At 68.0% G+C, this 22231-nt stretch carries 18 protein-coding genes; 5 read left to right on the top strand and 13 right to left on the bottom strand.

The features are described from left to right. The first annotated feature begins 476 nt into the window (after positions 1 to 476). The 5 genes from ACGFNK_RS09190 to ACGFNK_RS09170 all read left to right on the top strand — a co-directional run bounded on the left by ACGFNK_RS09190 (position 477) and on the right by ACGFNK_RS09170 (position 10225). Positions 477 to 2840, top strand: coding sequence for a LamG-like jellyroll fold domain-containing protein (locus ACGFNK_RS09190; protein WP_393413462.1), 2364 nt, complete (start codon positions 477 to 479; stop codon positions 2838 to 2840). A gap of 129 nt (positions 2841 to 2969) precedes the next feature. Beyond that, positions 2970 to 5105 carry a LamG-like jellyroll fold domain-containing protein gene (locus ACGFNK_RS09185; protein ID WP_393413460.1) on the top strand — a complete coding sequence of 712 codons (2136 nt, stop codon included), beginning with the start codon at positions 2970 to 2972 and terminating at the stop codon, positions 5103 to 5105. Between the two features lie 40 nt (positions 5106 to 5145). Then, positions 5146 to 9051 carry a polymorphic toxin-type HINT domain-containing protein gene (locus ACGFNK_RS09180; RefSeq protein WP_393413458.1) on the top strand — a complete coding sequence of 1302 codons (3906 nt, stop codon included), beginning with the start codon at positions 5146 to 5148 and terminating at the stop codon, positions 9049 to 9051. Positions 9052 to 9117: 66 nt separating this feature from the next. After that, entirely contained in the window at positions 9118 to 9888 is a 771-nt protein-coding gene (locus ACGFNK_RS09175; protein WP_393413456.1) for a barstar family protein, read from the top strand. Then, the gene (locus ACGFNK_RS09170) at positions 9866 to 10225 is read left to right on the top strand and encodes a hypothetical protein (protein WP_393413454.1); all 360 of its coding nucleotides are present in this window, start codon (positions 9866 to 9868) and stop codon (positions 10223 to 10225) included. Before ACGFNK_RS09175 ends, ACGFNK_RS09170 begins: the two co-directional genes overlap by 23 nt. 325 nt (positions 10226 to 10550) lie before the next feature. On the opposite strand, the gene ACGFNK_RS09165 is transcribed toward ACGFNK_RS09170, so the two are convergent. The 13 genes from ACGFNK_RS09165 to ACGFNK_RS09105 form a co-directional block, all read right to left on the bottom strand. Beyond that, a complete protein-coding gene (locus tag ACGFNK_RS09165; RefSeq protein WP_393414394.1) occupies positions 10551 to 11114 on the bottom strand; it encodes an OmpA family protein in 564 nt (187 codons plus the stop codon). 68 nt (positions 11115 to 11182) lie between these two features. Continuing rightward, positions 11183 to 11776 (bottom strand): hypothetical protein, encoded by a 594-nt coding sequence (locus ACGFNK_RS09160; protein WP_393413452.1) that lies wholly within the window; start codon positions 11774 to 11776, stop codon positions 11183 to 11185. A 15-nt stretch (positions 11777 to 11791) separates the two neighbouring features. Further along, positions 11792 to 12343 (bottom strand): pilus assembly protein TadG-related protein, encoded by a 552-nt coding sequence (locus ACGFNK_RS09155; RefSeq protein WP_393413450.1) that lies wholly within the window; start codon positions 12341 to 12343, stop codon positions 11792 to 11794. Between the two features lie 53 nt (positions 12344 to 12396). Beyond that, positions 12397 to 12627, bottom strand: coding sequence for a hypothetical protein (locus tag ACGFNK_RS09150; protein WP_386353762.1), 231 nt, complete (start codon positions 12625 to 12627; stop codon positions 12397 to 12399). Between the two features lie 105 nt (positions 12628 to 12732). Further along, positions 12733 to 13545, bottom strand: coding sequence for a response regulator (locus ACGFNK_RS09145; protein WP_393413448.1), 813 nt, complete (start codon positions 13543 to 13545; stop codon positions 12733 to 12735). Beyond that, positions 13538 to 14965 carry a sensor histidine kinase gene (locus ACGFNK_RS09140; protein WP_393413446.1) on the bottom strand — a complete coding sequence of 476 codons (1428 nt, stop codon included), beginning with the start codon at positions 14963 to 14965 and terminating at the stop codon, positions 13538 to 13540. The genes ACGFNK_RS09145 and ACGFNK_RS09140 overlap by 8 nt, the downstream gene beginning before the upstream one ends. 58 nt (positions 14966 to 15023) lie before the next feature. Then, the gene (locus ACGFNK_RS09135) at positions 15024 to 15914 is read right to left on the bottom strand and encodes a DUF5936 domain-containing protein (protein ID WP_386353593.1); all 891 of its coding nucleotides are present in this window, start codon (positions 15912 to 15914) and stop codon (positions 15024 to 15026) included. 13 nt (positions 15915 to 15927) lie between these two features. Continuing rightward, positions 15928 to 16866, bottom strand: a complete 939-nt coding sequence (locus tag ACGFNK_RS09130; RefSeq protein ID WP_393413444.1) for a type II secretion system F family protein — start codon at positions 16864 to 16866, stop codon at positions 15928 to 15930. A gap of 37 nt (positions 16867 to 16903) precedes the next feature. Continuing rightward, positions 16904 to 18244, bottom strand: a complete 1341-nt coding sequence (locus tag ACGFNK_RS09125; RefSeq protein WP_386353597.1) for a CpaF family protein — start codon at positions 18242 to 18244, stop codon at positions 16904 to 16906. Positions 18245 to 18324: 80 nt separating this feature from the next. Continuing rightward, positions 18325 to 18708 (bottom strand): TadE family protein, encoded by a 384-nt coding sequence (locus ACGFNK_RS09120; RefSeq protein ID WP_393413442.1) that lies wholly within the window; start codon positions 18706 to 18708, stop codon positions 18325 to 18327. Next, on the bottom strand, positions 18705 to 20324 hold the full coding sequence (locus ACGFNK_RS09115; protein ID WP_393413440.1) for a CpaE family protein: 1620 nt from the start codon (positions 20322 to 20324) through the stop codon (positions 18705 to 18707). The genes ACGFNK_RS09120 and ACGFNK_RS09115 overlap by 4 nt, the downstream gene beginning before the upstream one ends. Before the next feature lie 74 nt (positions 20325 to 20398). Beyond that, positions 20399 to 21112 carry a Flp pilus assembly protein CpaB gene (gene cpaB / locus ACGFNK_RS09110; protein WP_393413438.1) on the bottom strand — a complete coding sequence of 238 codons (714 nt, stop codon included), beginning with the start codon at positions 21110 to 21112 and terminating at the stop codon, positions 20399 to 20401. Between the two features lie 110 nt (positions 21113 to 21222). Next, complete coding sequence (locus tag ACGFNK_RS09105) at positions 21223 to 22104, bottom strand: hypothetical protein (RefSeq protein WP_393414391.1); 882 nt, start codon at positions 22102 to 22104, stop codon at positions 21223 to 21225. Positions 22105 to 22231 lie beyond the last annotated feature (127 nt).

The following is a 22231-nucleotide window of genomic DNA, read 5'->3' as shown; positions in this document are numbered from 1 at the left end:
CGGCGTTCCGGAACGGACAACTGCTTTTTGCGCGCTGCTTGGACCCGCTGCTTGAGCAGCCACCCCCGGGAGCGCCGAGTGAGACTCTCGCCCCCCGGGGTCGGGGCGGCTGTTCCCGCAAGTGGCTGGAAGCGGGCAGAACTCGTCGCCAAGGAACCTGAATCAGCCATTCCGGGGCTGAAGTTGGCTGTGATTCTTCTGTGCAAATCGTGAACCCCAGGTAAAGATTCTGTGAGTTAGTCACGCCGAGCCTTTGACCGAGGCGCGTGACTCGGGTGCGCAATCGGCTTGTTGCAGCCACGACCAGCACCCCACCCACAGCATGCCCAAGTCCTTAGGTACGCGGCAGCATGCGCAATTGTTGAAGGTTCATGCAGGGGGAGAGTTCGTATATGGGACGGCGCGGCATGCCCGGGCGGATGACAACCGTGGCTCTGGCATCGCTGGTAGCGGCTACGGCCTGGAGTACCGGACCAATGGTAGGTGTCTCGCAGGCGGCGCCCGGTGAAGGACTGGACTCCCTGGTAGAGGATTTCGCATACCCGGACCGGGACAAGCTGTTGGCCGAGAAGGGTCTGAAGCTCATTTCGGGCGACGGGAACATCACGCTGGCCGACTGTGCTTCCGGCGACAGTGGCCTGGTGCGGATCAACAGTCGTGACAGCGGCAACCTGTGCTTCGCGGTCTCGGGCCCGGTGGGTTACCTGGCCATGGAGATCCAGCGCACCTACCTGGCAAAGGCCGACACCAGGGACGACGTCACGGCAACGGTGCGCACGGAGAACACCAGGACCAATGAGACCAAGGTCGAGGAAGTCGGCCTCGAGCCCGACACCTGGAAGTCGCTGGGTGAGGGGCTCGACCCCGACCTCACGTCCACGGTGGTGGAGCTCAGCGTCGGCGAGGGCAAGGCCCGCGCGGTGCCGGCGGGTGACGCCAACCGCCCGTGGTTGGCACGTGTCACGGTCGGCGAGCCGGGCCACGAGGGTGGCCGCAACTGCAGCGGCACCCTGGTCGACCGTGCCTGGGTGCTGACCGCGGCGAGCTGTTTCACCGATGATCCGGCCAAGCCGGTACCGGTCGGTGCACCCGCCCGCGCATCCACGGTGACGTTCGCGGGAACGGCCCCGGTGAAGATCAACCATGTGGTGCCGCGTGGCGACCGGGACGTGGTGCTGGCACGGCTGGCCACCCCGGTGACCGGTATCGCTCCGGCCACGCTCACCGCAAGCGCGACCGCGGACGGGACCGAGCTGGTGGCCGCCGGATACGGCCGTACCGGCACCGCGTGGGTGCCCGGCAGCCCCCACAACAGCAAGGCCACGCAGAGCGGCACCACCGCCACCACTGTGAAGTTGACCGGCGGCCGGATGTGCAAGGGCGACGCCGGCGGCCCGGTCCTCGACGGGAACGGGCGCGTCACCGCAGTGCAGAGCCGAGCCGATCACACCGGATGCCTGGGGCAGCCCGGGCAGGGCAACAGCGCGACCGCAGCTCGCACCGACGACATCACCGAGTGGCTCGACGACAGCGCCTTCACCGGTAAGGCGTCCTTCGGTCTCAACGAGGGTGCCGGTGCGCGGCGCGTACTGGGCGGCGCGGCCCAGGAGTTCACCGCAGGTCTGGCCGGCGGTGCCCAACTCGGAGTCGCGGGCAAGGTGGGTACAGGGCTGAAGCTGAACGGGACGACGGCGCACGCGGCCACGACCAGCGCGGTCGTGGACACGACGAAGTCGTTCTCGGTGTCGGCGTGGGTGAAGGTGGACAACAAGAACGTCAACCACACCTTCCTCTCCCAGGCGGGGACGCGGGCGAGCGGTTTCCAGCTGTACTACTCCAAGGCCTTGGACAAGTGGGTGTTCAACCGGCACGCCAAGGACGCCGATGACACCGAGATCGTGCGGTCGAGCAGCTCCGAGACCGCGCAGCCCGGGGTGTGGACACACCTGGCCGGGACGTACGACGCGTCGACGCAGAAGATCCAGCTGTTCGTGAACGGCAAGGCGCAGACAGCTGCCGCCTTCACCACCCCGTGGCGGGCCGCGGGCGGCCTGCAGATCGGCCGGCTCGCCTACATGGGCGGCTTCCAGGAGAACGCCGCAGGGACCATCGACGACGTGCGCACCGTGCAGTCCGTCATCACGCAGGCGGACGCCACGGCGATCAGCGGGGGTGGCCTGCCGGAGCGGCTGCAGGAGCTGGCGTCGTTCCCGCTGGACGAGGCCGCGGGCAGCACCCGGGCCAGCGGCGGCATGGGCGCCGGACCGGTCGCGACACTGGCCGGCGGCGGTACCCAGCTCGGTGCCGCGGGCAAGGTCGGCACCGGGCTGAAGCTGAACGGGACCACCGCGTACGCGGCCACCGCAGGCCCGGTGCTGGACACCACCAAGTCGTTCTCCGTCGCGGCGTGGATCAAGCTGGACAACAAGAACGTCAACCACACCTTCCTCTCCCAGGCGGGGACGCGGGCGAGCGGTTTCCAGCTGTACTACTCCAAGGCCTTGGACAAGTGGGTGTTCAACCGGCACGCCAAGGACGCCGATGACACCGAGATCGTGCGGTCGAGCAGCTCCGAGACCGCGCAGCCCGGGGTCTGGACGCACCTGGCCGGCGTGTACAACGCGTCGACGAAGAAGGTCCAGCTGTTCGTCAACGGCAAGCCGCAGACGGCGGCCGACTTCACCACCCCGTGGCGCGCCGCGGGTGGTCTGCAGATCGGCCGGCTCGGTTACAAGGGCGGCTTCCAGGAGAACCTCGCCGGAACCATCGACAACGTCCGTGTCTGGGACCGGGCCGTCGGAGTCGACGAGATCTTCAACGACGGTATTCAGGTCGGCTGACCAACACTGAATTCGTTTCTTCATCGGGGCCCGCTCTCGCAGGAACTGCCGCAGCGGGCTCCGATTTTCACCAGTACGGGGCGCGGGTTCCCTTGCGCCCCCGATTCGTCAGATGAGCCTGGATCACACATGCATGCACATCGCGGAATTCCGCGGTCATTAACACGTATTGCGGCAGCGGCGACGATTTTGTCGGCGGCGGCATCAAGTGCCGTACTCGCGGCGTCGGTCGAAGCGCAGGCGGCACCCCGCCAAGCAACCTCCGTCGAGGAGAACGCGGCTTTCGGCTTGGACGAGGCGGCTGGTTCGCGGCGAGTACTGGGCGGTGCGGCCCAGGAGTTCACCGCCCCTCTGGCCGGCGATGCCCAGCTCGGTGCCGCGGGCAGGACCGGTACGGCGGTGAAGCTCAACGGGACGACGGCGTACGCGGCCACGGCCGGACCGGTGGTGGACACCACGAAGTCGTTCTCCGTGTCGGCGTGGGTGAAGCTGGACGACAAGGACCGGAACTACACCCTTCTGTCACAGGCGGGGAAGCGGGCGAGCGGTTTCCAGCTGTACTACTCCTCGACCTACGACAAGTGGGTGTTCAACCGGCACACCAAGGACGCCGACGACACCGCGCTCGTACGGTCGTTGAGCACGGACGTTGCGCGGGCCGGAGTGTGGACCCATCTCACCGGTGTGTATGACGCGTCCGCCAAGACGGTCCAACTGTTCGTCAACGGCAAGCCGCAGACGGCCGCCGCCTTCACCCCCACTCCATGGCGCGCCTCGGGCGGACTCCAGATCGGCCGGCTCCACTACAAGGGGGGCTATCACGAGCACACGGCCGGACTGCTCGACGATGTGAGGCTCGTGCAGTCGGTGGTCACGCAGGCCGACGCCATGGCGATCAGCGGTGGCACGCTGCCCGCGCATCTGCAGGAGCTGGCGTCGTTCCCGCTGGACGAGGCCGCGGGCAGCACCCGGGCCAGCGGCGGCATGGGCGCCGGACCGGTCGCGACACTGGCCGGCGGCGGTACCCAGCTCGGTGCCGCGGGCAAGGTCGGCACCGGGCTGAAGCTGAACGGGACCACCGCGTACGCGGCCACCGCAGGCCCGGTGGTGGACACGACGAAGTCGTTCTCTGTGTCGGCGTGGGTGAAGCTCGACAACAAGGACCGGAACTACACCCTCCTGTCGCAGGCGGGGGACCGCGCGAGCGGTTTCCAGCTGTACTACTCCAAGGCCTACGACAGGTGGGTGTTCAACCGGCACACAGCCGACACCGACGACACCGGGATCGTACGGTCGCTGAGTGCGGACGTCGCGCAGGCCGGGGTGTGGACGCAACTGACCGGTGTGTACGACGCGTCCGCCAAGACGGTCCAGCTGTTCGTCAACGGCAAGCCACAGACAGCCGCCGCCCTCACCACCACCCCGTGGCGGGCCGCGGGCGGCCTGCAGATCGGCCGACTCGCCTACAAGGGCGGCTTCCAGGAGAACTTCGCCGGAACCATCGACAACGTCCGCGTCTGGGACCAGACCGTCGTGATCGGCTGCGCCGGCACCGACGGGGTCGGGCACCGCGGCGCTCCCGACATCGCCCCGGAGAACACGATCGCCTCCCTGGAAGCGGCGGCCGATGCCGGTGCGGACTGGGTCGAGACAGATGTGCAGTTCACCAAGGACGGCCAGCCGGTCATCATGCACGACGCGACCGTGGACCGGACGACCAACGGCACGGGACGCGTCGACGAACTCACCGCCGAGGAGATCTCCCGGCTGACCGTGGACGGCGGAGGTCGCGTTCCCACCCTGGAGCAGGCGCTGTCCGCGCTGAAGGCCAAGCCCGCTCGGCTCCTCCTGGAAATCAAGGGACCGCAGACGACCGCGGCCGTCGACACCGCCCTCCGGCTCGTCGCCGAGGCCGGGATGACCGAGCGCACACTGCTCCAGTCCTTCGACGAGAACATCGTGCGCGACGCGGCAGCCTCCGCACACCGGACCAAAGTCGCACTGCTCCGCTCCACACTCGACTCCGACCCCGTGGCCACGGCCCGCGCATTCAAGCTCAGCACGTACGCGGTGAAATTCACCGGCCTTTCCGCCCGCCCCGCCGTGATCGACCAATTGAAGACGGCCGGCGTCGACGTTTTCGTCTGGACGGTCGACAGCGAAAGCCAGTGGAAGACGACGGCTTCGTGGGGCGTGGACGGCGTCATCACCAACGGGCCGGAACGCTTTGTCACCTGGCGGAACAACAACTGTGTCGAGAAGTGAACCAGTGTTAAGTGAACTGGCATTGAGAAAGAGGAAATTGGTGAGGAGATTCAGAGGTGCGCCGGGGCGGCGTGGCGTTGTCGCCACGCTGATGGCTCCGGCGCTGGCTCTCGCGCTGGTCGCGGGCTTGGACATACGCCCCGCCGCCGCAGCTGACGAGGGGCGTGTCTACGACAGGTCCGACGTTCTCTGGTACTGGGTGAACGGCGGCGCGGGCGTACGACGGGCTGCTGAGGTCGGCCTGCTTGGTTCGGACGCTGACATTCAGCGGTTCTCCCAGGAGCTTCCGCACCTGGAGGAGGAGGATCTGCGGGTCCAGGTGGCGCAGGTCATGGCCATCGGCGGCCCGGGGGTGCGGGAGGCCGCCAACACTGCGCTGGACGGCGGGGTCAAGGAGCTTCAGGCCTTCCTGGACGAGGGAATCGTCCAGCCCTACGACGATGACCTGCGGGTCCAGGTCGCGCAGATCATGGCCGCGGGCGGGCCGGGGGTCAAGGAAGCCGCGAACAAGGCGCTCAACGGTTCCGCCGACGACTGGAAGAAGTTCATCGACCAGGGCCAGTACAAGGCCCGGGAGGAGGACAACCGGGTTCAGGTCGCCCAGCTGATGGCGGCGGGCGGCCCGAATGTGAAGAAGGTCGCCAACCAGGTCCTGGACGGCACTCCCGAGGACGTACAGGAGTTCCTGGACGAGGGCTGGCAGGTCGCCGCTGCGCGGGACCAGGAGACGCTGACCGTCGCCCAGTTGGCCGCGCTCGCCGACAAGGCTCAGAAGCAGGCCACACGGCTGACCGAGGAGGCCAAGGAAGAGGCGGCCAAGGCGGAGAAGGCGACCCAGCGGGCCAAGGAGGCGGCGCAGGTCGCGGCGAAGGAGGCCCAGGAGGCGAAGTCGTCGGCGGGCCGGGCTGCGGCTGCTGCGTCACGGGCGGCGGCTGCGGCTGACCGGGCGGCTCAGGCGGCTCGTACGGCGGTGTCGTCGGCCGCGGCGGCCAACCAGGCGGCGCGGGTTGCCGCCACGGCGGCTGCGCAGGCGGCGTATGCGGCGGGGCGGGCGGGCAGTGCGGCGTCCACGGCCAGGTCTGCCGCCGCGGCGACCGCTTCTGATGCGACCCGGGCGAAGGACGCCCGTATCGCCGCGCAGAACGCGAACGCCGCCGCTGAGGGCGCGCGGAAGGCGGCCAAGGCCGCGGAACAGGCCGGAATCGCCGCCGAGAACGCGGGGAAGGCGGCCGGGGCCGCGGCCAGTGCGGGGGTCAACGCCGCGGCGGCTGCGACGGCAGCTGCTGAGGCAGGTCGCTGGGCCGGAGAGGCCGGTGCGAAGTCCACCGAGGCCGAGGTGGCGGCAGCCAGGGCAAGGCGGCTGGCCGGTCAGGCGACGCGTGCGGCCAACGCCGCCCAGTCCAACGCCAAGCAGGCCGCCGCGGCCGCGCGGCAGTCCCGTACGGCTGCCAACGACGCCGCGGATCATGCCGAGGCGGCGGCCAAGGCGGCGAACAAGGCCGCCGACGAGGCGGGCAAGGCGGTGGACGCGGCGAAGGAGTCCAAGGCCGCGGCGGACGCCGCGACCAAGGCTGCCAACGGCTCGCAGAGCGCCGCCGACCAGGCCAAGACGATTGCGGAGTTGGCCCGTAAGGCGGATGAAGAGCGCCTGACCCAGCAGCAGGAAGAGAACGTCCTGGCTGCCGAGGAGGCCAAGAAGGCCGAGGATGCGCGCGTCGCCGCCGCCAAGTGGGAAGCGGGCCGACTTCAGCAGCTCAATGCCGAGACGCAGAAGCTGTGGGACGAGGCCGTGGCGGCGCCCGATGCGAAGGTCACGGCCGCCAAGGGCCGCCAGGTCGCGGTCAACCTGCTCTCCGGAGGCGGGACTTGGGTACGCACCGCCGCCGAGACCGCGCTGATGGGTACCGACGCCGACGTGGAGGAGTTCGTCCGTGAAGCTCTGACGGTTGCATTGGAGCAGGACGACCGCGCGAGCGTGGCGCACATCGCCAACACCACGGACAAGCCGGCGCAGCGACAGGCCGCACTGGACGTGCTGGACAAGCCGATCGCGCAGGTACGGGAGTTCTTGCGGACGAAGGCCTATCCGGGCAAGGAACACGACGACCGCGTAACCGTCGCCCAGATCATGGCCGCGGGCGGACCGGGTGTGAAGGCCGCCGCCAACAAAGCCCTGGACGGTACCGCGGCCGACCTGCACCAGTTCCTGGAAGTGGGCCAGTACAGGGCCCGTGAGGACGACGACCGGGTCGCGGTGGCCCAGGCGCTGGCGAACGGTGGCCCCGAGGTCAAGGCCGCGGCCCAGGCGGTGCTGTCGGGGCCGTCTTCCGGCCTGCGGGAGTTCCTGCAGATCGGTCTGTTCCGGGCCCAACAACGTGACGCCAACACGGCCGCCCACGTCGCCGAGGTCGACATCCTCCTCGCGGCCGGCGACCGGTCGGCGGCACTGGCCCACAAGGACGCCGCCCAGGCGCAGCGTGTCGCGGCGGAAGCCGCCAAGGACGCCGCCGCGGCCGTCAAGTGGGCGAGCGAGGCCAAGAATTCGGCGGAGAAGGCGGACAAGTACTCGCAGCAGGCCGACAAGTCCGCCGACCAGGCGGCCAAGTCGGCCGCGAAGGCCGCCGAGTCGTCCAAGAAGGCGGACAGCGCCGCGGCAGCTGCCCGCAAGGACGCACAGGCGGCGACCCGCTCCGCGGAACAAGCCGTGAGGTCCGCGAGCCTCGCCTCGAACTACGCCTCCCAGGCCGATGCCGCCGCGTACCAGGCAAGCATCTCCGCCGAGGCCGCAGGCAAGGACGCCGCCGCGGCAGCCAAGGCCTCGACGGCGGCCATGAAGACCGCAGCCGACAAGCTGATCGCGGAATTGAAGGCGGAGGTCGAAAAGAAGCGCGGTGAAGACGCGAAGCCTCTTACGGAGGCAGAGCGCGAGAAGCTCATCAGGAAAAGGCTGTACGAGGCCGAGAAGAACCTCGTGACGAGTGGGGTCCCTCGGCCGGGCGAGGCATCTCTGATCTGCGTGGGCGGCGGCCCCGGGGTGATCGGTGCGTGTACCGAGAGCACTTACCTTGAACGGCTGATCGCCTGGTACACGGGTGCGTTCGAGATCGAAGAGTGCCTCCAGACGAAGAACCTCTCGTGTCTCAAGGGCCTCGCACTCAGCGCCCTGAAGGTCAAGGCGCTCAAGGGACTGAAGGGATGCCAGAAGAACAGCTTCGTACCGGGCACCCGTGTCCTGATGGCGGATCGGCAGACCAAGCCGATCGAGGACATACGCGTCGGCGACCAGGTAGTGGCCACCGACCCGAAGTCCGGCGAGACCGCGGCGAAGAGTGTCCAGGCGACCATCACCGGTGACGGCCAGAAGAACCTCGTCGACATCACCGTGGTCGACCCCGATGCAGAGTCCACCGGCACCCTGGTCGCCACCGACCAGCACCCCTTCTGGGTTGCGGGAGACAATAACGCGTGGCTCGACGCCGCAGAACTGAAGCCCGGCGACCGGCTGCGGACGGACGAGGGCACCTACGCACAGGTCAACACCACCAAGACGTGGGCCACGCCCGGTCAGCGCGTCTACAACCTGACGATCGCCGATCTCCACACTTACTATGTGCTGGCGGGCAGGACGCCGGTTCTGGTTCACAACGACAGCTGCCCCGGGAAGCTGTCGGATCCCCTGCCCAGGGGGATGAACAACAAAATAGCTTCGGCCTATGACGACGTGAAGGCAGGACGGCTGACGTCGCACGACACATATAAAGGAATTGAATATCCGAAGTGGAAAGGCGCCAAAGAATTCCGGGTGCCTGGTAGGCCGGACAGTGACAGAATCCTGGAACTGACTCTGCCCAGCGGTGTGAAGGTGTACGGCTGGACGTCCACGCACTACAAAAAGATTCAACGTTTCACTGCACCTCACTTCCCTGACGCAGGATGGGACGAGTAGTCTTATTGGTTGGCGGGTGCGGCGACACTTAAGTGTCGCCGCACCCGTTCGGTTTGGGGATTCAATATGGATGATAAATTTCCCATGACGGGTGATATAGATTTCCCGCTGTACATGGTGACCGATGAAGAGTCTGGAGATTTGCTCGTCACGGCCGAAGAGGTTGAGGGTTTTTTTGTCGACCCGGAAGAGGAGTCGCCGGAGGTCGTCTTCCTGAGGGCTCGCGAGGTCAACAAGGGTAAGCGCAGAACTGACGACGCAGTACTCCAGATTGTGAATCGTCAAGGGGAATGTATCGGCGAGTACTTCATTGGCCGGGCTGTGCTCGGAGATACGGGTGCAGAATCGCCGGACGGTAAAATTTCGAGTGTCTCCTATAGGTTCTTCGGTAACCGCTGCGATTACCCCGCGGCTGCGAAGATTTGGAGACGCTGGGCATCGGGCGTCACTGTGAAGAGGGGTGAATGGCTGCAATGGCCGGTGAGGCAGCACAGCGCCTGGCTTCATGTCGTTCAGACTGCCTGGTTTACGGCGAATCGCAGTGCCGCCCGCTACGGAGTCGATGACGTCATTCATTTGGATGGCGCCCATATCGCTACGAAGTCGGGGTTCTTCTGCGCGTTGGGTGAGGCAGTAAATGGTCCTGGAGGGTACTACGGATCGAATCTTGACGCCCTGGCGGACTGTATTTCCTCGAATTCTGGAGAGGGTCCTTTGGTGAAAATTGTCTGGCGAGATTTCCGGGCATCCCAAGGCTCACTGGATCACGTTTTCCTGGACTCACTCATGGGGGTTATGCGCGAATTTAACATAGATGTCGAAATCCCCGATAAATGAGGAAGAGACCTGCCATGAAATCCTTGAGGAAGGCGTCGACGACCGGTTTCCGGTGGACCGGCTGGTCGGCCTTGCCAGGGAACTCTCCGAGCGACGCGGTGTGAGCCATCGCGACGTCAGCGAAAAGATGCTCGCTCACTTGCTGCGCAGTGGTTTGGTCAACGTGGGCGACCTGGGAGAGAACAGCTTCGAGGCGTGGTCCGGCGACGCCGAGGGCGTGGTGCGGGGAGTCATGCAGGCTCTTGACGAAGTCGGGTGGGAGCCTGCGGGAGGTGTCTGCTGGCTCGCAAACACACCGGCGGGCGACCGTGAGGTCGCAGATCGTCAGGTGAATTGATGCGAATGCTCTACCGTGACATCAACGCGACCGACTTGCGAGGGTCGACGATTGCCGACTACCTCGTGAACATCGAGGCCTTCTTCCAGGTGGTCGACGGGCGTGAAGTGATCTACTCGGAGCCCTGCTTTCCCGTGGCGGAGCTGGCTCGCGAGCTGGCGCACTGGCTGCCGCTGGGCGAGTCGCTAGCTCCGGACTTCCACTTCTCCTCGCTCTCCTTCGAGGGTCCGGGGGCGGTAATGATTCTCCGCGGAAAATCGGGATGGACGGTCGGGTCCATGTTCACGCCGGAGGTGAGAAGTACTCCCATACTACGAATGAACTCTCAGCTCCCCTTCGGGAACGTCACCTCCACTCGGCGGTTTTTGCGGCGGCCCTGTTCTGAGGTGTTGTCGGCGATGGGGTAGTCCTCGCTGTAGCCGCGTACCTCGAAGGTGACGTCGGGGCCCAGGCCGGCGGCTGCCAGTTCGTCGTGCACCACCTCCGCCCTGTTCTTGGAGAGGGTCACTCCGTGGGAGTACGAACCCAGGTTGTCCGTGAAGCCGAAGACGCGGACCTTCGTGGCCTTCTGCGCCTTGATCTCCTCAGCGATCGCCTGGATACGTGAGCGGGCCTCGGGGTTCAGTTTCGAGCTGTCCTTGGGGAACAGCACCTCCGCCTGCAGCGCGAACGTCACGTCCTCGTTCGTGTCCTCGCGGCGTTCCTCGCCGCCGAGGTCCTCGACCACCGACTTGATGTCCAGCACCCGCGCGGGCGCGAGCGTCGCGCCGTCGGCGAGCTTCAGGCCGGGGCTGTTCGCGTCCACCTCCGGGGGTTGGGAGGTCGTGACGCTGCCCGGGGGTTCGCTGGGGTCGCCTTCGTCGGCGTACACCGGGGTGAGGGGGGTCATGAAGACGAGGGCGGTGAGGGTGGTGGCGGTGATTGCGGTGGCTCGGAGGGGTGAGGGGAGGGGCATGGTTACTCGCCCTCGGTGAGTTCGAAGGAGGCCGGGGGCATGGCGCCGACCTGGAAGTCGACCTTGGTGGTGCCTTCAGGCGGGGCGGGGAACTGAGCGAACCACTCCGTGGTGTCGCCCGACCCCACGCCGCCGGTGAACCTGGTGCACAGGCAGCGCCCCTCTGTGTCGCGAAGGACGAGGTACTTCTTCTTGCCCGCCTGGTCGGTGAGACTGGCGCCGGCAATGGACCCGCCGTTCTTGACCAGTTCGCTCTCGTCGCCCCGCCAGTCAGCGGCCACCCACGGCTTGCCGCTGCCGTTCGTCACGGTTCCTTCGACGGTGACGAAGCCGCCCTCGTCCCGAGTGGCCGATGTGATGGCCAGGGTCAGACCGCCACCCTTGACCTCGGCCAACGCCTGTTCCGGGGAAGGAGCTTGGGATTCCTGCTTGTCGTCGCTTCCTTCGCTCTTCGCAGGCGACGATGACGACGCGTTCTTGTCCGGGTTGTCGCCGTCGTCTCCCCCGCCGCAGCCGGCCACCGTGAGGACCAGCCCAGTCGTGATCGCCACCGCGGTCATTACCGTGCGGCCCTTCATGGTGTGCCGAAGATTCATCGGTTCGGCTTCCTTTCACTCGGCCAGATACACAGAGAACAGCACGGACGCGTCGGGAAGGTCGTCCAAATCGAAATCTTCGGGGTCGATGTCGATGAGTTGGCCGCCGCAGTCGAGCTGGACGAGGTCCTGGGGATCTTCGGGCTCATCGAAGTCACAGCGCGGTTGGATGACAGCCGTAGCCTGGGCCGTCGCCTCCTGCGTCTCCGTGCCTGGGATGATCGAATCCCCGACCGTGTAGTTCGTCTGGATCTCAACCCGGTATCCAGGGAAGCCGTTCACCTCCACGGGCACGGGATCGCCCTGGAGGCTCGAGTCGTTCGCGTCAGCCAGCTGTTGGGCCGCGGCGGTGGCTCCGGCACCCGTTGCTTCAGCCGGATCGAGCCAGTCCAGCCAGTTGTCGTCCACCCCGATGGCGCCTTCCAGCTCCTCCATCAGCTCGTCCCGATCCGCCTGCGCAGCCGCCAACGCAGCAGCGTCCGCCGCGGATTGAGCTCCATTCCGCGCGGACGCTGCCTGGGCAAACGCAAAGAGGGCGAACGCGGCAAAGAGCAGAATCCCCGTCAACCAGATGTAGATCGGGAGAGTCTGCCCTCTGTCGCCGAAGTGTCGTCGGGCTGTCAGCCTCCGACGACGTTGGTCACCGCTTCCAGGATCGCTCCCGAGATCAACCCGTCCAGACCCAGCCCGTCGATCAACGTGAAGATCCCCGCAATCAAAATCATCAGCCCCGCATACTCCACGAAGCCCGCCCCGCGATCCCGCTCGCTCCCCCGCATCCGGGAGACAACGGTCCGCCTCCACGTCCCGAGCCCGCGCTTGACGCCGTGCGTCGACATCTTCGCCACCATGGCCGCTGTCCTCCCACCCAACAACACCACTACCGTCCCGCGCACCGTACGTGACAACCCGCCCACTCCGGGTGGGCCCAGGGACCCAACTTCCCGACATCGGAGTCATCGGTTCCACCCCCCGTGAGCCGTACCCAGCCAATAGGCGATCGCTTCGCTGCGCGAAGAACTGTGCAGCTTTGCGAAGATGCGGTTGATGTGGTTCTTGACGGTCTTCTCGCTGATGAAGCAGGTGGCGGCGATCTGGCGGTTGTTCATGCCGGCCGCGATGAGATCCATGACCTCCACCTCCCGTGAACTCAGTCCGAAATCCCGTGCGTTGTGGTCGCGGCCGTGGAGCCTCGCCGCGTAGGCGAGTCGGGCCTTTGACGACTGTGCCATAACTGGTTGCACATGCGAAGGGAATTCGTTCGGTTCGTACGAAACGCTGAGCGATTCCGAGACAGATTCCGAGGCGGATTCGGGGACCACCGAATTCGAGACAGCCGCGTCCGAGACGACTGCCGCGGCGGCTGACGCCGTGAACGTAGGCCTGCGGTCCCTCAAGTCCCGTACCGCCGTGATCAGTTCCTCGGCCGTGAACTCACCGTGGACCAGATAACCCACCGCACCCAGGCGCAACGCCTCCGCCACCACCTCGGGTTCACGGCTGTACGTCAGCATCATCACCGGCGCCAGCCGCGCCAGCGCGGGCAGCGCGGTCAGGCCGTCGGTGCCGGGCATGCGTACGTCCAGCAGGACCACGTCGGGGCGGGCGCGGGTCGCGGACGCCTGCGCCTCCGCTCCGTTCGCCGCCTGCGCGACGACCCGGATGTCCGGGTGGGCGTCGAGCAGGGCCGAGAGGCCCGCCCGGACGACCGGGTTGTCGTCGGCCACGAGCACTCGTAAGGGCGGGCCGGGAAGTGCCTGGTCAGGCATGTGCGGCCTCCTCTTGGGGAGTGTGTGAGGGGGGTACGGGCAGCGGGGTGCCCGAGGTGTTCAGGGGGAGGTTCACCTTGACCTCCGTGCCTCCGTGCTCGCCTCGGCGCAGCTCGATGCCCGCGCCTATCGACGTCGCGCGCTCCAGCATTCCCAGCAGACCGAAGTGGCTGGATTTCGCCAGCTGTTGTACGTCATCGAGGGATACGGACGTGCCGGTTCCGTCGTCCCGTACGGTCAGGTGCAGTGTCGAGGCTTCGGCTTCGGCTTCGGCTTCGGCTTCGGCTTCGGCTTCGGCTTCGGCTTCGAGGGTTACCTCCACCACCGTCACGCAGGTCGCGTGCCGGTGCGTGTTCTCCAGTGCCTCCGAGAGGATGGCGAGGAGTTGGTGGTGTGCTCCGGGAGGGAGTACGAGGGTGGGGGCTGCCCGGTAGGCAAGGGCCGCCCTGATGCCCGTACGGGATTCGAAGTCCTCCATCCTCGCCGTCAGTTCCGTTCTCAGGTCTGTGGGTGGGCTCGACAGGGCTGTGTGGTGGCGGAGGTCCGTCAGGACGTCGCGGGACTCCGCCGCCGCTCGGCGGGCCGCCCCCGCCACCGCCGTCGCCTGGTCCTTCAGCTCACGCGGATCCGTGGCGTGGTCGGCGGAGACCGCGAGCGCCTCCGCCGCCAGGGCCAGGCCGTGCAGCGTCTTGGCCACGGAGTCGTGCATCTCGCGGGCGAGCCGGGCCCGTTCGGACTCGACGGCCTCCGCCACCGCCAGCCGCGAGTTGGCCTCCGCGAGCGCCTGGCTGGCCGTACCGAAGTGGAACATCAGATTGCGCAGGGTTACGCCGATGATGCCGGCCGCGATGCAGAAGCCGGCGATGAGAAGGGTGCTGGCGCCGGTGCCGGGGCGGTGTTCCCAGGCCCTGAACACCGTGAGCAGGACGACGAGTTGGAGTCCGGTGAAGATGCCGGAGCCGCGCCAGCCGTACAGCAGGCCGGAGAGGAGGGGGGTGCAGACGGCCGCGTACGCGAGGGGGGAGGCGGGAGATGCCGTCAGCAGGAGGATCGCGCCGAAGACCAGGTCCACCGCCATGAGGGTGGGGTGGGCGAGGAGGCGCGGGGCGAAGCGGTCCCAGTCCCTGAGCATGGCGTACGAGCCCATGACGCCGAGAACTGCTGCCGCGAGTACTCCGTAGCGGGGTGGGCCGTCCGTCGCGTTGGCCATCGCGAAGGGGGCGCCGATCGCGATCAGCGTCAGGCGGACGGCGAATGCCTGGCGGCACAGGGCCTGCAGGGCGTTGAGCTGGAGACGGACGCTTGGCGCAGCCGCGTCCTCTGCGAAGTAGCCTGCGGCTCGCTTGGCAAGGAGGGCAGTTCGGACAGTGCCGGTCCGTCGTGGCTGGGCGCGCCCACGCGGCGGAGCCGCAAATGTCACAGCCCCGCGCCCCTGGAGGGGTGCTTCGGCCCGCCCGTTCTTCCAAAGCCCGGCCATCTCAACGCCCCAAAATCGAGCCGAAGTTCGTCCCCGAGCCCAGGAACATCCCCGTTGCGATGAGGATCATCGTCGCCGGGAGCATGAAGACGAGCGTGACCATCGTGGCCTTGGGGATCGTCTTCGCCGCCCTGCGGCGGGAGTTCTGGGCGTCCGTCCGCCTCATGTCCGTGGCCAGCTGGATCAGGGTGTCCGCGATCGGGGAACCCAGCTCCTCGCCCTGCTGCAGGGCCGAGACGAACTGGGCGACCTGCTCGGAGGAGTTGCGTTTGCGGAGTTCGTCGAAGGCCTGGCGGCGACTGACGCCCATGTCCATCTGGCGCAACGTGATCCTCAACTCGTCCGCCCACGGGCCCTCGTAGTGGTCCGCCACCCGGTCCAGGGCCTGGCGGAAGCCGAGGCCCGCCGAGACCACGACCGCGAGGACGTCCAGGAAGTCGGGGAGGGTGCGGTCGATGACCTCCTTGCGGTCGCGGATGGCCTGCCAGATGAGGGCGTCGGCGGCCAGCAGGCCGAAGGCCAGGGTCAGCACGGCGAACAGGAGCTGTCCGTTGGTGAAGAAGACCAGTCCGAGTACGACGCCGAAGATGCCGTACACCGCCCGGCGGGCCGCGTAACGGTTCAGGGTCAGGCCGCCGGGGTTGCCCGCCATGTCGATGCGGCGGCGTTTGGCGTCGACGCGGCGCGGGCCCATCAGGCTCAGCACCAGGGGCGCGAAGCGCATGCCGAGGCGGTCTACGGCGGAGTCGGCCTTCGAGACGCGGGTGGATCCGACCTCCAGGGCGAGGGCCAGGTCGCCGGGGAGCTTGGCTTCCGCGCGGAGCATACGGATGCCGAAGAGGAGGCCCGCGACGGCGAGGCCCGACAAGAGAGCGAGCAGCAAGGCCAGCAACGTAACTCCCCCCTCACACTTCGATCTTGCCGAGTCGGCGGATGACGAAGAAGCCGACCGTGTAGAGGCCCATGGCGATGAGGACGAGGACCTGGCCCACCGGGGAGCCTGTCACTCGGGCCAGCGCGCCCTCGTTCGAGGAGTTGATCAGGAGGAGGGAGCCGAGGCCGAGGAGCGGGACCGTGAAGGCGGTCGCGTTGACCTCGGAGAGCATCGTGCGGACCTCGCGGCGGGTTTCCTTGCGGTCCTCCAGGGTCTGGGTGAGGTTCCGCAGGGAGTTGACGACCGAGCCGCCCGCCTTGTTGGAGAGGACCAGCGTCGTGACGAGGACGACGAGTTCGCGGGAGGGGAGGCGTTCGGCCAGTTCGCCGAGGGTGTCGTCGATCGAGCGGCCTAGGCTCAACTGGTCGGCGACGCGGGCGAGTTCCTCGCCTGCCGGGGCCTCCAGCTCCTCCGCGGCCATCGCCAGGGCCGTACGCAGGGCGAGGCCGGCGGCGGAGGCGTTGGCCAGGAGACGGGCCACGTCCGGGAGTTGGTTGATGAAGGCCTCGATACGTTTCTGGCGCTGCCAGTTGAGGAAGATCGCGGAGCCCCAGACGCCGATCGCAGCCGCGATGGGGCCGAAGAAGGGGGCCAGGACTGCGGCTGCGATCAGCCAGAGCGCCACGACGACGGCAGTGACGTACGTGAAGAACTCGCCCGCCGTCAGGTCGAGTCCCGTGGCCGAGAGCCGCAGGTGGATGGTGCGGCCCAGTCGGGTGTGGCGCAGTCGGCGGTCGACGGCCGCGAAACGGCGAGCGCGCCCCGCGGCGCTGCGGAGCGGGCCACCGGAGAGGCGGTCGACGAGGTCCTGGCGCTGGGCACGTCCGGACGCGTAGGTGTGCACGCCCGCGACGGCGAGTGTGCCGCACAGGATGGTGGCGCCGAGGGCGAGCAGGGCGGGGTTGTTCATGGCTCGCTCCTTCCGACAGGGGGGCCGACAGTGGACGTCATCCGATGGCCTGCCTCGTCTGGAGTACGTCGATGGCCTCGGCCACGCGGAAGGCGGGAGGCAGCGGTTCGCCGGCGACGTACAGCTTCTCCGCGACCGGGCGGGGCAGCGGGAGATGCTCGAAGTGGCCGTGGACGACGCGGTCCGGGCCGGTGGGGCGCGGCACGAAACGGGTGACGGGGGCGATACGGAACTGTTCGCGGCCGTGCGAGACGAGCAGGGCGATCTCGGTGATCTTGCGGGAGCCGTCCGCGTGGCGGGCGAGCTGGACGACCACGTCCACGGCCGAGTTGATCTGGTCCTTCAGCGCCTCGAAGGGGATCTGGACCTCGGACATCGAGCCGAGGGTCTGGAGGCGCATGAGGGCGTCCTCGGCGGAGTTCGCGTGCACGGTGGCCAGCGAACCGTCGTGGCCGGTCGACATGGCCTGGAGCATGTCGAGGGTCTCGCCGCCTCGGACCTCACCGACGATGATGCGGTCGGGGCGCATACGCAGCGAGTTGCGGACCAGGTCGCGGATGGTGATCTGGCCCTTGCCCTCCACGTTCGGGGGGCGGGACTCGAGACGGATCACGTGCTCCTGCTGGAGCTGGAGTTCGGCGGAGTCCTCGATGGTGATGATGCGCTCGTGGGCCGGGATGAGTCCGGAGAGCGCGTTGAGGAGGGTGGTCTTGCCGGTGCCGGTACCGCCGCTGACGATGACGTTGAAGCGGGCCCGGACGAACGCCGCGAGCAGCATCAGCATCTGCTCGTCGAGCGAGCCGAGGCCGATCAGCTCCGGGAGCGTGTACGCGCGGGGGAAGCGGCGGATCGTGAGGGTCGGGCCGGTGAGGGCGAGCGGCGGGATGATGACGTTGACGCGCTCGCCGGTGGGCAGGCGGGCGTCGACCATGGGGTTCGACTCGTCCACGCGGCGGTTGACCGTGGAGACGATGCGCTCGATGGTCTGCATGAGCTGCTCGTTGGAGGCGAAGCGCAGGGGCAACTGCTCCACGCGGCCAGCGCGCTCCACGAAGATGGAGTCCGGCCCGTTGACCATGATCTCGGTGATGGACGCGTCGGCGAGCAGGGGTTCCAGGACGCCGAGCCCGAGAGCTTCGTCGACGACCCGCCGTATGAGCTGAGAGCGCTCGGAGGACGACAGGACCGGGCCCTCGCGGCTGATGATGTGCCCGAGCACCCGCTCAAGGCGCACCCGCCGCTCGGCCGCCGCGAGGCTCGACATCTCGGCCAGGTCGATCTCTTCGAGCAGCTTGGCACGGTAGACGGCGACGAGGTGGCCGTCCTCGCGCGCGGCTCCGCCCTCTTCGGGGGCGGCGATACGGGCCTTGAGGCTCATGTCTTCAACTCCCTTCCGGGGGAGGCTCGTTCAGCACGCGGTCGTTCAGTACAGGGCTCAGCCGTCATCGTCATAGGGGTTCAGTCGTCATCGTCGTTGGGCATCGTGGCGCTCTTCTCCACTTGCCAGCCCTCCCCCACGAACGGGATGAGCAGCGGGACCTGCACGGTCACGGTGGCGGTGGTGGTGTCTCCCCCTCCTCCCGGAGCGGATACGTTCGCGTCGAGCCAGTCGCTCATCGCGGCGTACCCCGCCGCCTCCCCCGCCTCGCCCTGCGAGGCGACCCGCGCGGCGGCACGCGCGCCGGATCCGGCCTGGTTGGCGGCGTATCCGACGAGGCCAAGCTGAATGGCGGCCAGCCCGACGAGCAGCAGGACGGGCAGGAAACCGGCGAACTCCAGCATGGAGACGCCTCGGTCGCCTCGGGCCGCTGCCCTCCTCCGCAGTTTCCGGAGTACGTTCATCCGTCGTCCTCCCCCTCCAGCGCGGCGCCCGCCTCGCCCTGGACCTCCCAGCCCGCGTCGAAGCCCGGGAAGAAGAGCGGGACTTGGGCGGTGACGGTGGCCGTCATGACCGTGCCGTCGTCGGCGCAGCCGATCGTCGTCGCGCCCTGCCAGGCGTTGGGCAGGTGCTCCATGCCCGCGTCCTCACAGGCGGCTGCCGCCCCCGCTCCGGAGGCGGCAGCCGCAGTCGCCGCCCGCGCCGCCTCATCCGCCGCGTTCCCGGCCAGGGAGTACGTGTAGCCGTACAGCACGCACTGCCAAAGGATCGTCATCACGACCAGCAGCAGCGGAAACATCCCGGCGAACTCCAGCGTCACCGCACCCCGGTCGCCGCCCTTGCGGCGCAGCGCCAGGGCGCCTCGGTCACCGGAGGACTTGCGGCGCTTGCCACCTCCCCCTTCCTTCGTGGCCACCAGGCCCAGTTCGCCCGCCAGGGCCCACAGCGCCTGCTTCACCGTTGAGCGGGCGTCCAGGTCCTGCATGCGGCCCGCGTCGACCACGGACTGGAGTTCCTTGAAGGCGGCGGGTACCGCGACGTGGGCCACCTTCGTGCCGGTGACGCGTTCGACGAGGGACGGCTGGATCTCCGTACCGCGTGAGGCGCGGTTGACGACCGTCAGCGTCTCCTCGGCCTTGCGGATCTGGAGGCGGTCCCACAGGCGGACCATGCGTTTGGCGGCGCGGACGGCGACGACGTCCGGGGTGACGAGGAGGAGGGCCTGGTCGGCGAGTTCGACGGCCGCGGCGGTCGCCGAGTTCATCTGGGCGCCGCAGTCGACGACCACGATCTCGTAGCGGGAGCGCAGGGCCTGCAGGACCTGGCGGGCAGCCCGGTCGGTGACCTCCTCGCCGCGCTCGCCCTCCGCCGGGGCCAGCAGCAGCCCGAGCCCCGTGTCGTGGGTGTAGACGGCGTCCTGGAGGACCCGCGGGTTGATGTCGCTGATCCCGGCGAGGTCGGCGACCGAGCGGCGGAACTGTACGTCCAGGTACGAGGCCACGTCCCCCGACTGGAGATCAAAGTCGAGCAGTGCGACCGTACGGCCCGATGCCCGTGCCGCGAGCGCCAGTTGGACGGCCGTCACCGTCGCGCCCACACCGCCCTTCGCCCCGGTCACCGTGACGACGGTGCCGCCGGGCCCCGAGTACAGCTCCGGCGTACCGCTGCCCAGATGGCGCCGCATGCCGAGCGACCAGGCGGCGGCGGCCTGGACGCGTTCGGCGAGGGCGTCGTAGCCGAGGGGCAGGCCGATGATGCCGCGGGCGCCGGAGTCCATCGCCGCGGTCAGTACGCCCGTACTGTTGTCGGCGGTGATGAGGACGACCCCGACCGCCGGGAACCGCATCACCACATCGCGGATGACGTCCAGCGCGGGCATCGGACCTATCCGCTCATGGACGAGGACGACCTCGGGCAACTCGTCCAGGGACTCCGCCGCGAGCCGCGCCAGGGTGTCCAGGAGTGCCGTGGTGTCCGGGACCGGCGGGGCAGGTTCGGCGTCGGGGAGCTGGCTCAGCAGCGTGGAGAGGGCGCGGGCCGAGTCGATGTCGCCGACTGCGGGCAGGATGCGGATGGTCATCGGCACACCTTCGGGGATGCATCCGGGGATGCATTCGGGGACGCCTTCGTGAGGGCTGAGCGCATCACGGCCTCCTACTTGTCCTCGTCGAGGGTGTACGAGCGGTCGCCGGGCGCGACGGCGGTGTCGGAGCCGCCGGCGACCAGGGCGAGGCGTACATGGGTCGCGAACGACTCGGCGTAGGCGACGCGTTGGGTGTCGGCGGTGGTGAGGGCGAAGGTGATCGGGACCGCCTCGTTCGCGGTACGGCGGCGGTCGTCGCTGTTCTGGGAGGGGTCGAGGGCGGTGAGTTTGCCGACATCGATGACCCTGGCGTTCTCGACGATGACCTTCGACTGGTCCTTGCCGTTGTCGTTCTCGGCCTCGAAGGTGGCGTAGATGTTGACCCGCGCACCCGGGTTGATCTTCCCCGCCACACCGGTCGCCGCGTCGATCATGATCGCGATCTCCTGCTGGCCCGCCTCGAGCTCGGGCCGATCCACGATCATGTCCTGCTGGAGCAGGGAGCCTTTCTCGAGCCGGGTGACCGCGATCTTGCCGCGGATCTCGGAGAGGTCGGTGACGGCGGTCGAGGACAGCCACCGCTCGGGCATCGAGACCTTCTCGAACTGATCGGCCGACAGCTCCCGGTAGGGCGCGACATCGCTCTTCAGGCGGTACGCCGCGACCTCTGGGCCGACCTTCGAGTTCACGTCGCGGATCACCGAGAGCACTCCGGCGAATGCGCCCACGGCGCACAGGACCGAGAGGACCAGCAGGATGACGCCGCGGCGCTGGCGTGAGTTCATGACGCGTTGAACCTCGATCGGGGCGGGGACAGCGGAGGTTGAGCGGTCGTGCCTGGTGCTCGAGTTGTGCTCGTGGTGTTGCTCTGGCTGTTCACATGTACGTACGTGACTTACGTAGCGCCTCGTGGCAAGGCGCGTACAGAAGAAACTGCCCGTACTGCGGTGTTTGGAAGCTCCGGCGGCGGGAGCAAAGGTGCCGCACAGAAACCGCATCGGTCGCCGATGAGCTCAAGGCCGCACCAGTGGCACTCCTCGCGCCGTACGGACGAGACCAGTTGGTAGAGCACGGACACGTCGTGCAGTCCCGCGGCGAACTCGGCGACCTTCCCCGTGCCCCACCAGCGCGCGGACTCGGCGGGCAGCGGCACGGTGGCAACGCCCTGCACGCGCCAGGCGGGCGCGAGGGTCGTGGTGATCCAGTCGCCGGTCATCTGCCCGGGCGCGATGAGCATCCGCGTGCCGAACTCGGGCCCGGCCAGCTTCTCTTCCGTTTGTCCGAGCCGTATGAGCTGGGGCCGCGGATTGGCCAGTACGGCGAACTGGGCGCCCGGCACCCACGACTTGGCGTGGGACTTCAGGGACACCGGGATCCGGTCGAGCTTGGCGACGGAGCCGAGCAGGGCGCCGGCGTAGATGTAGTGGGCGAGCAGCCGTGCGGAGGAGGCGAGCACGCCCGGGCTGAAGTCGCAGACGGAGAGCTGGCGGAGCTGCTGGGAGAGGAGAGCGAGGCCGAGCGGCGGCAGATCGACACCGAGGAGGGCGATGCGGTCGCTCTCGAGTACGGAACGCACGGCGTGCAGCCGCCGGGTGACGTCGGTGGAGACGGACGCCGGGTATAACGCGATCACGTAGCCATGCTGCTCGATGAGCGTGTGCATCCCGGTGAGGGAGCTCTCGAGGCTGTCGAGGGGCTGGACGACGGCGGGCGGCGTCTGCCGGTCATGAACCGGGAGCACCAGATCGGAACTGGTGACTGCTATCGCGGTCGGCACGCTGCACACCACCCCGTCCACTGCGGCGGGGTGGTCGACCACCGCCTCAGATCGCCCCTGTGACGTCGTCTTGCAGCAGAACCATATCCACGGCATGGCCCGATCAACACCGAATCTCCGAGATCAA

It is taken from the genome of Streptomyces sp. NPDC048825 (assembly GCF_043198355.1).
In the GTDB taxonomy this organism is placed as follows: Bacteria; Actinomycetota; Actinomycetes; order Streptomycetales; family Streptomycetaceae; genus Streptomyces; species Streptomyces xiangluensis.
The sequence above is the reverse complement of the archived record's forward strand: the minus strand, read 5'-3'. Positions and strand labels throughout refer to the sequence as shown.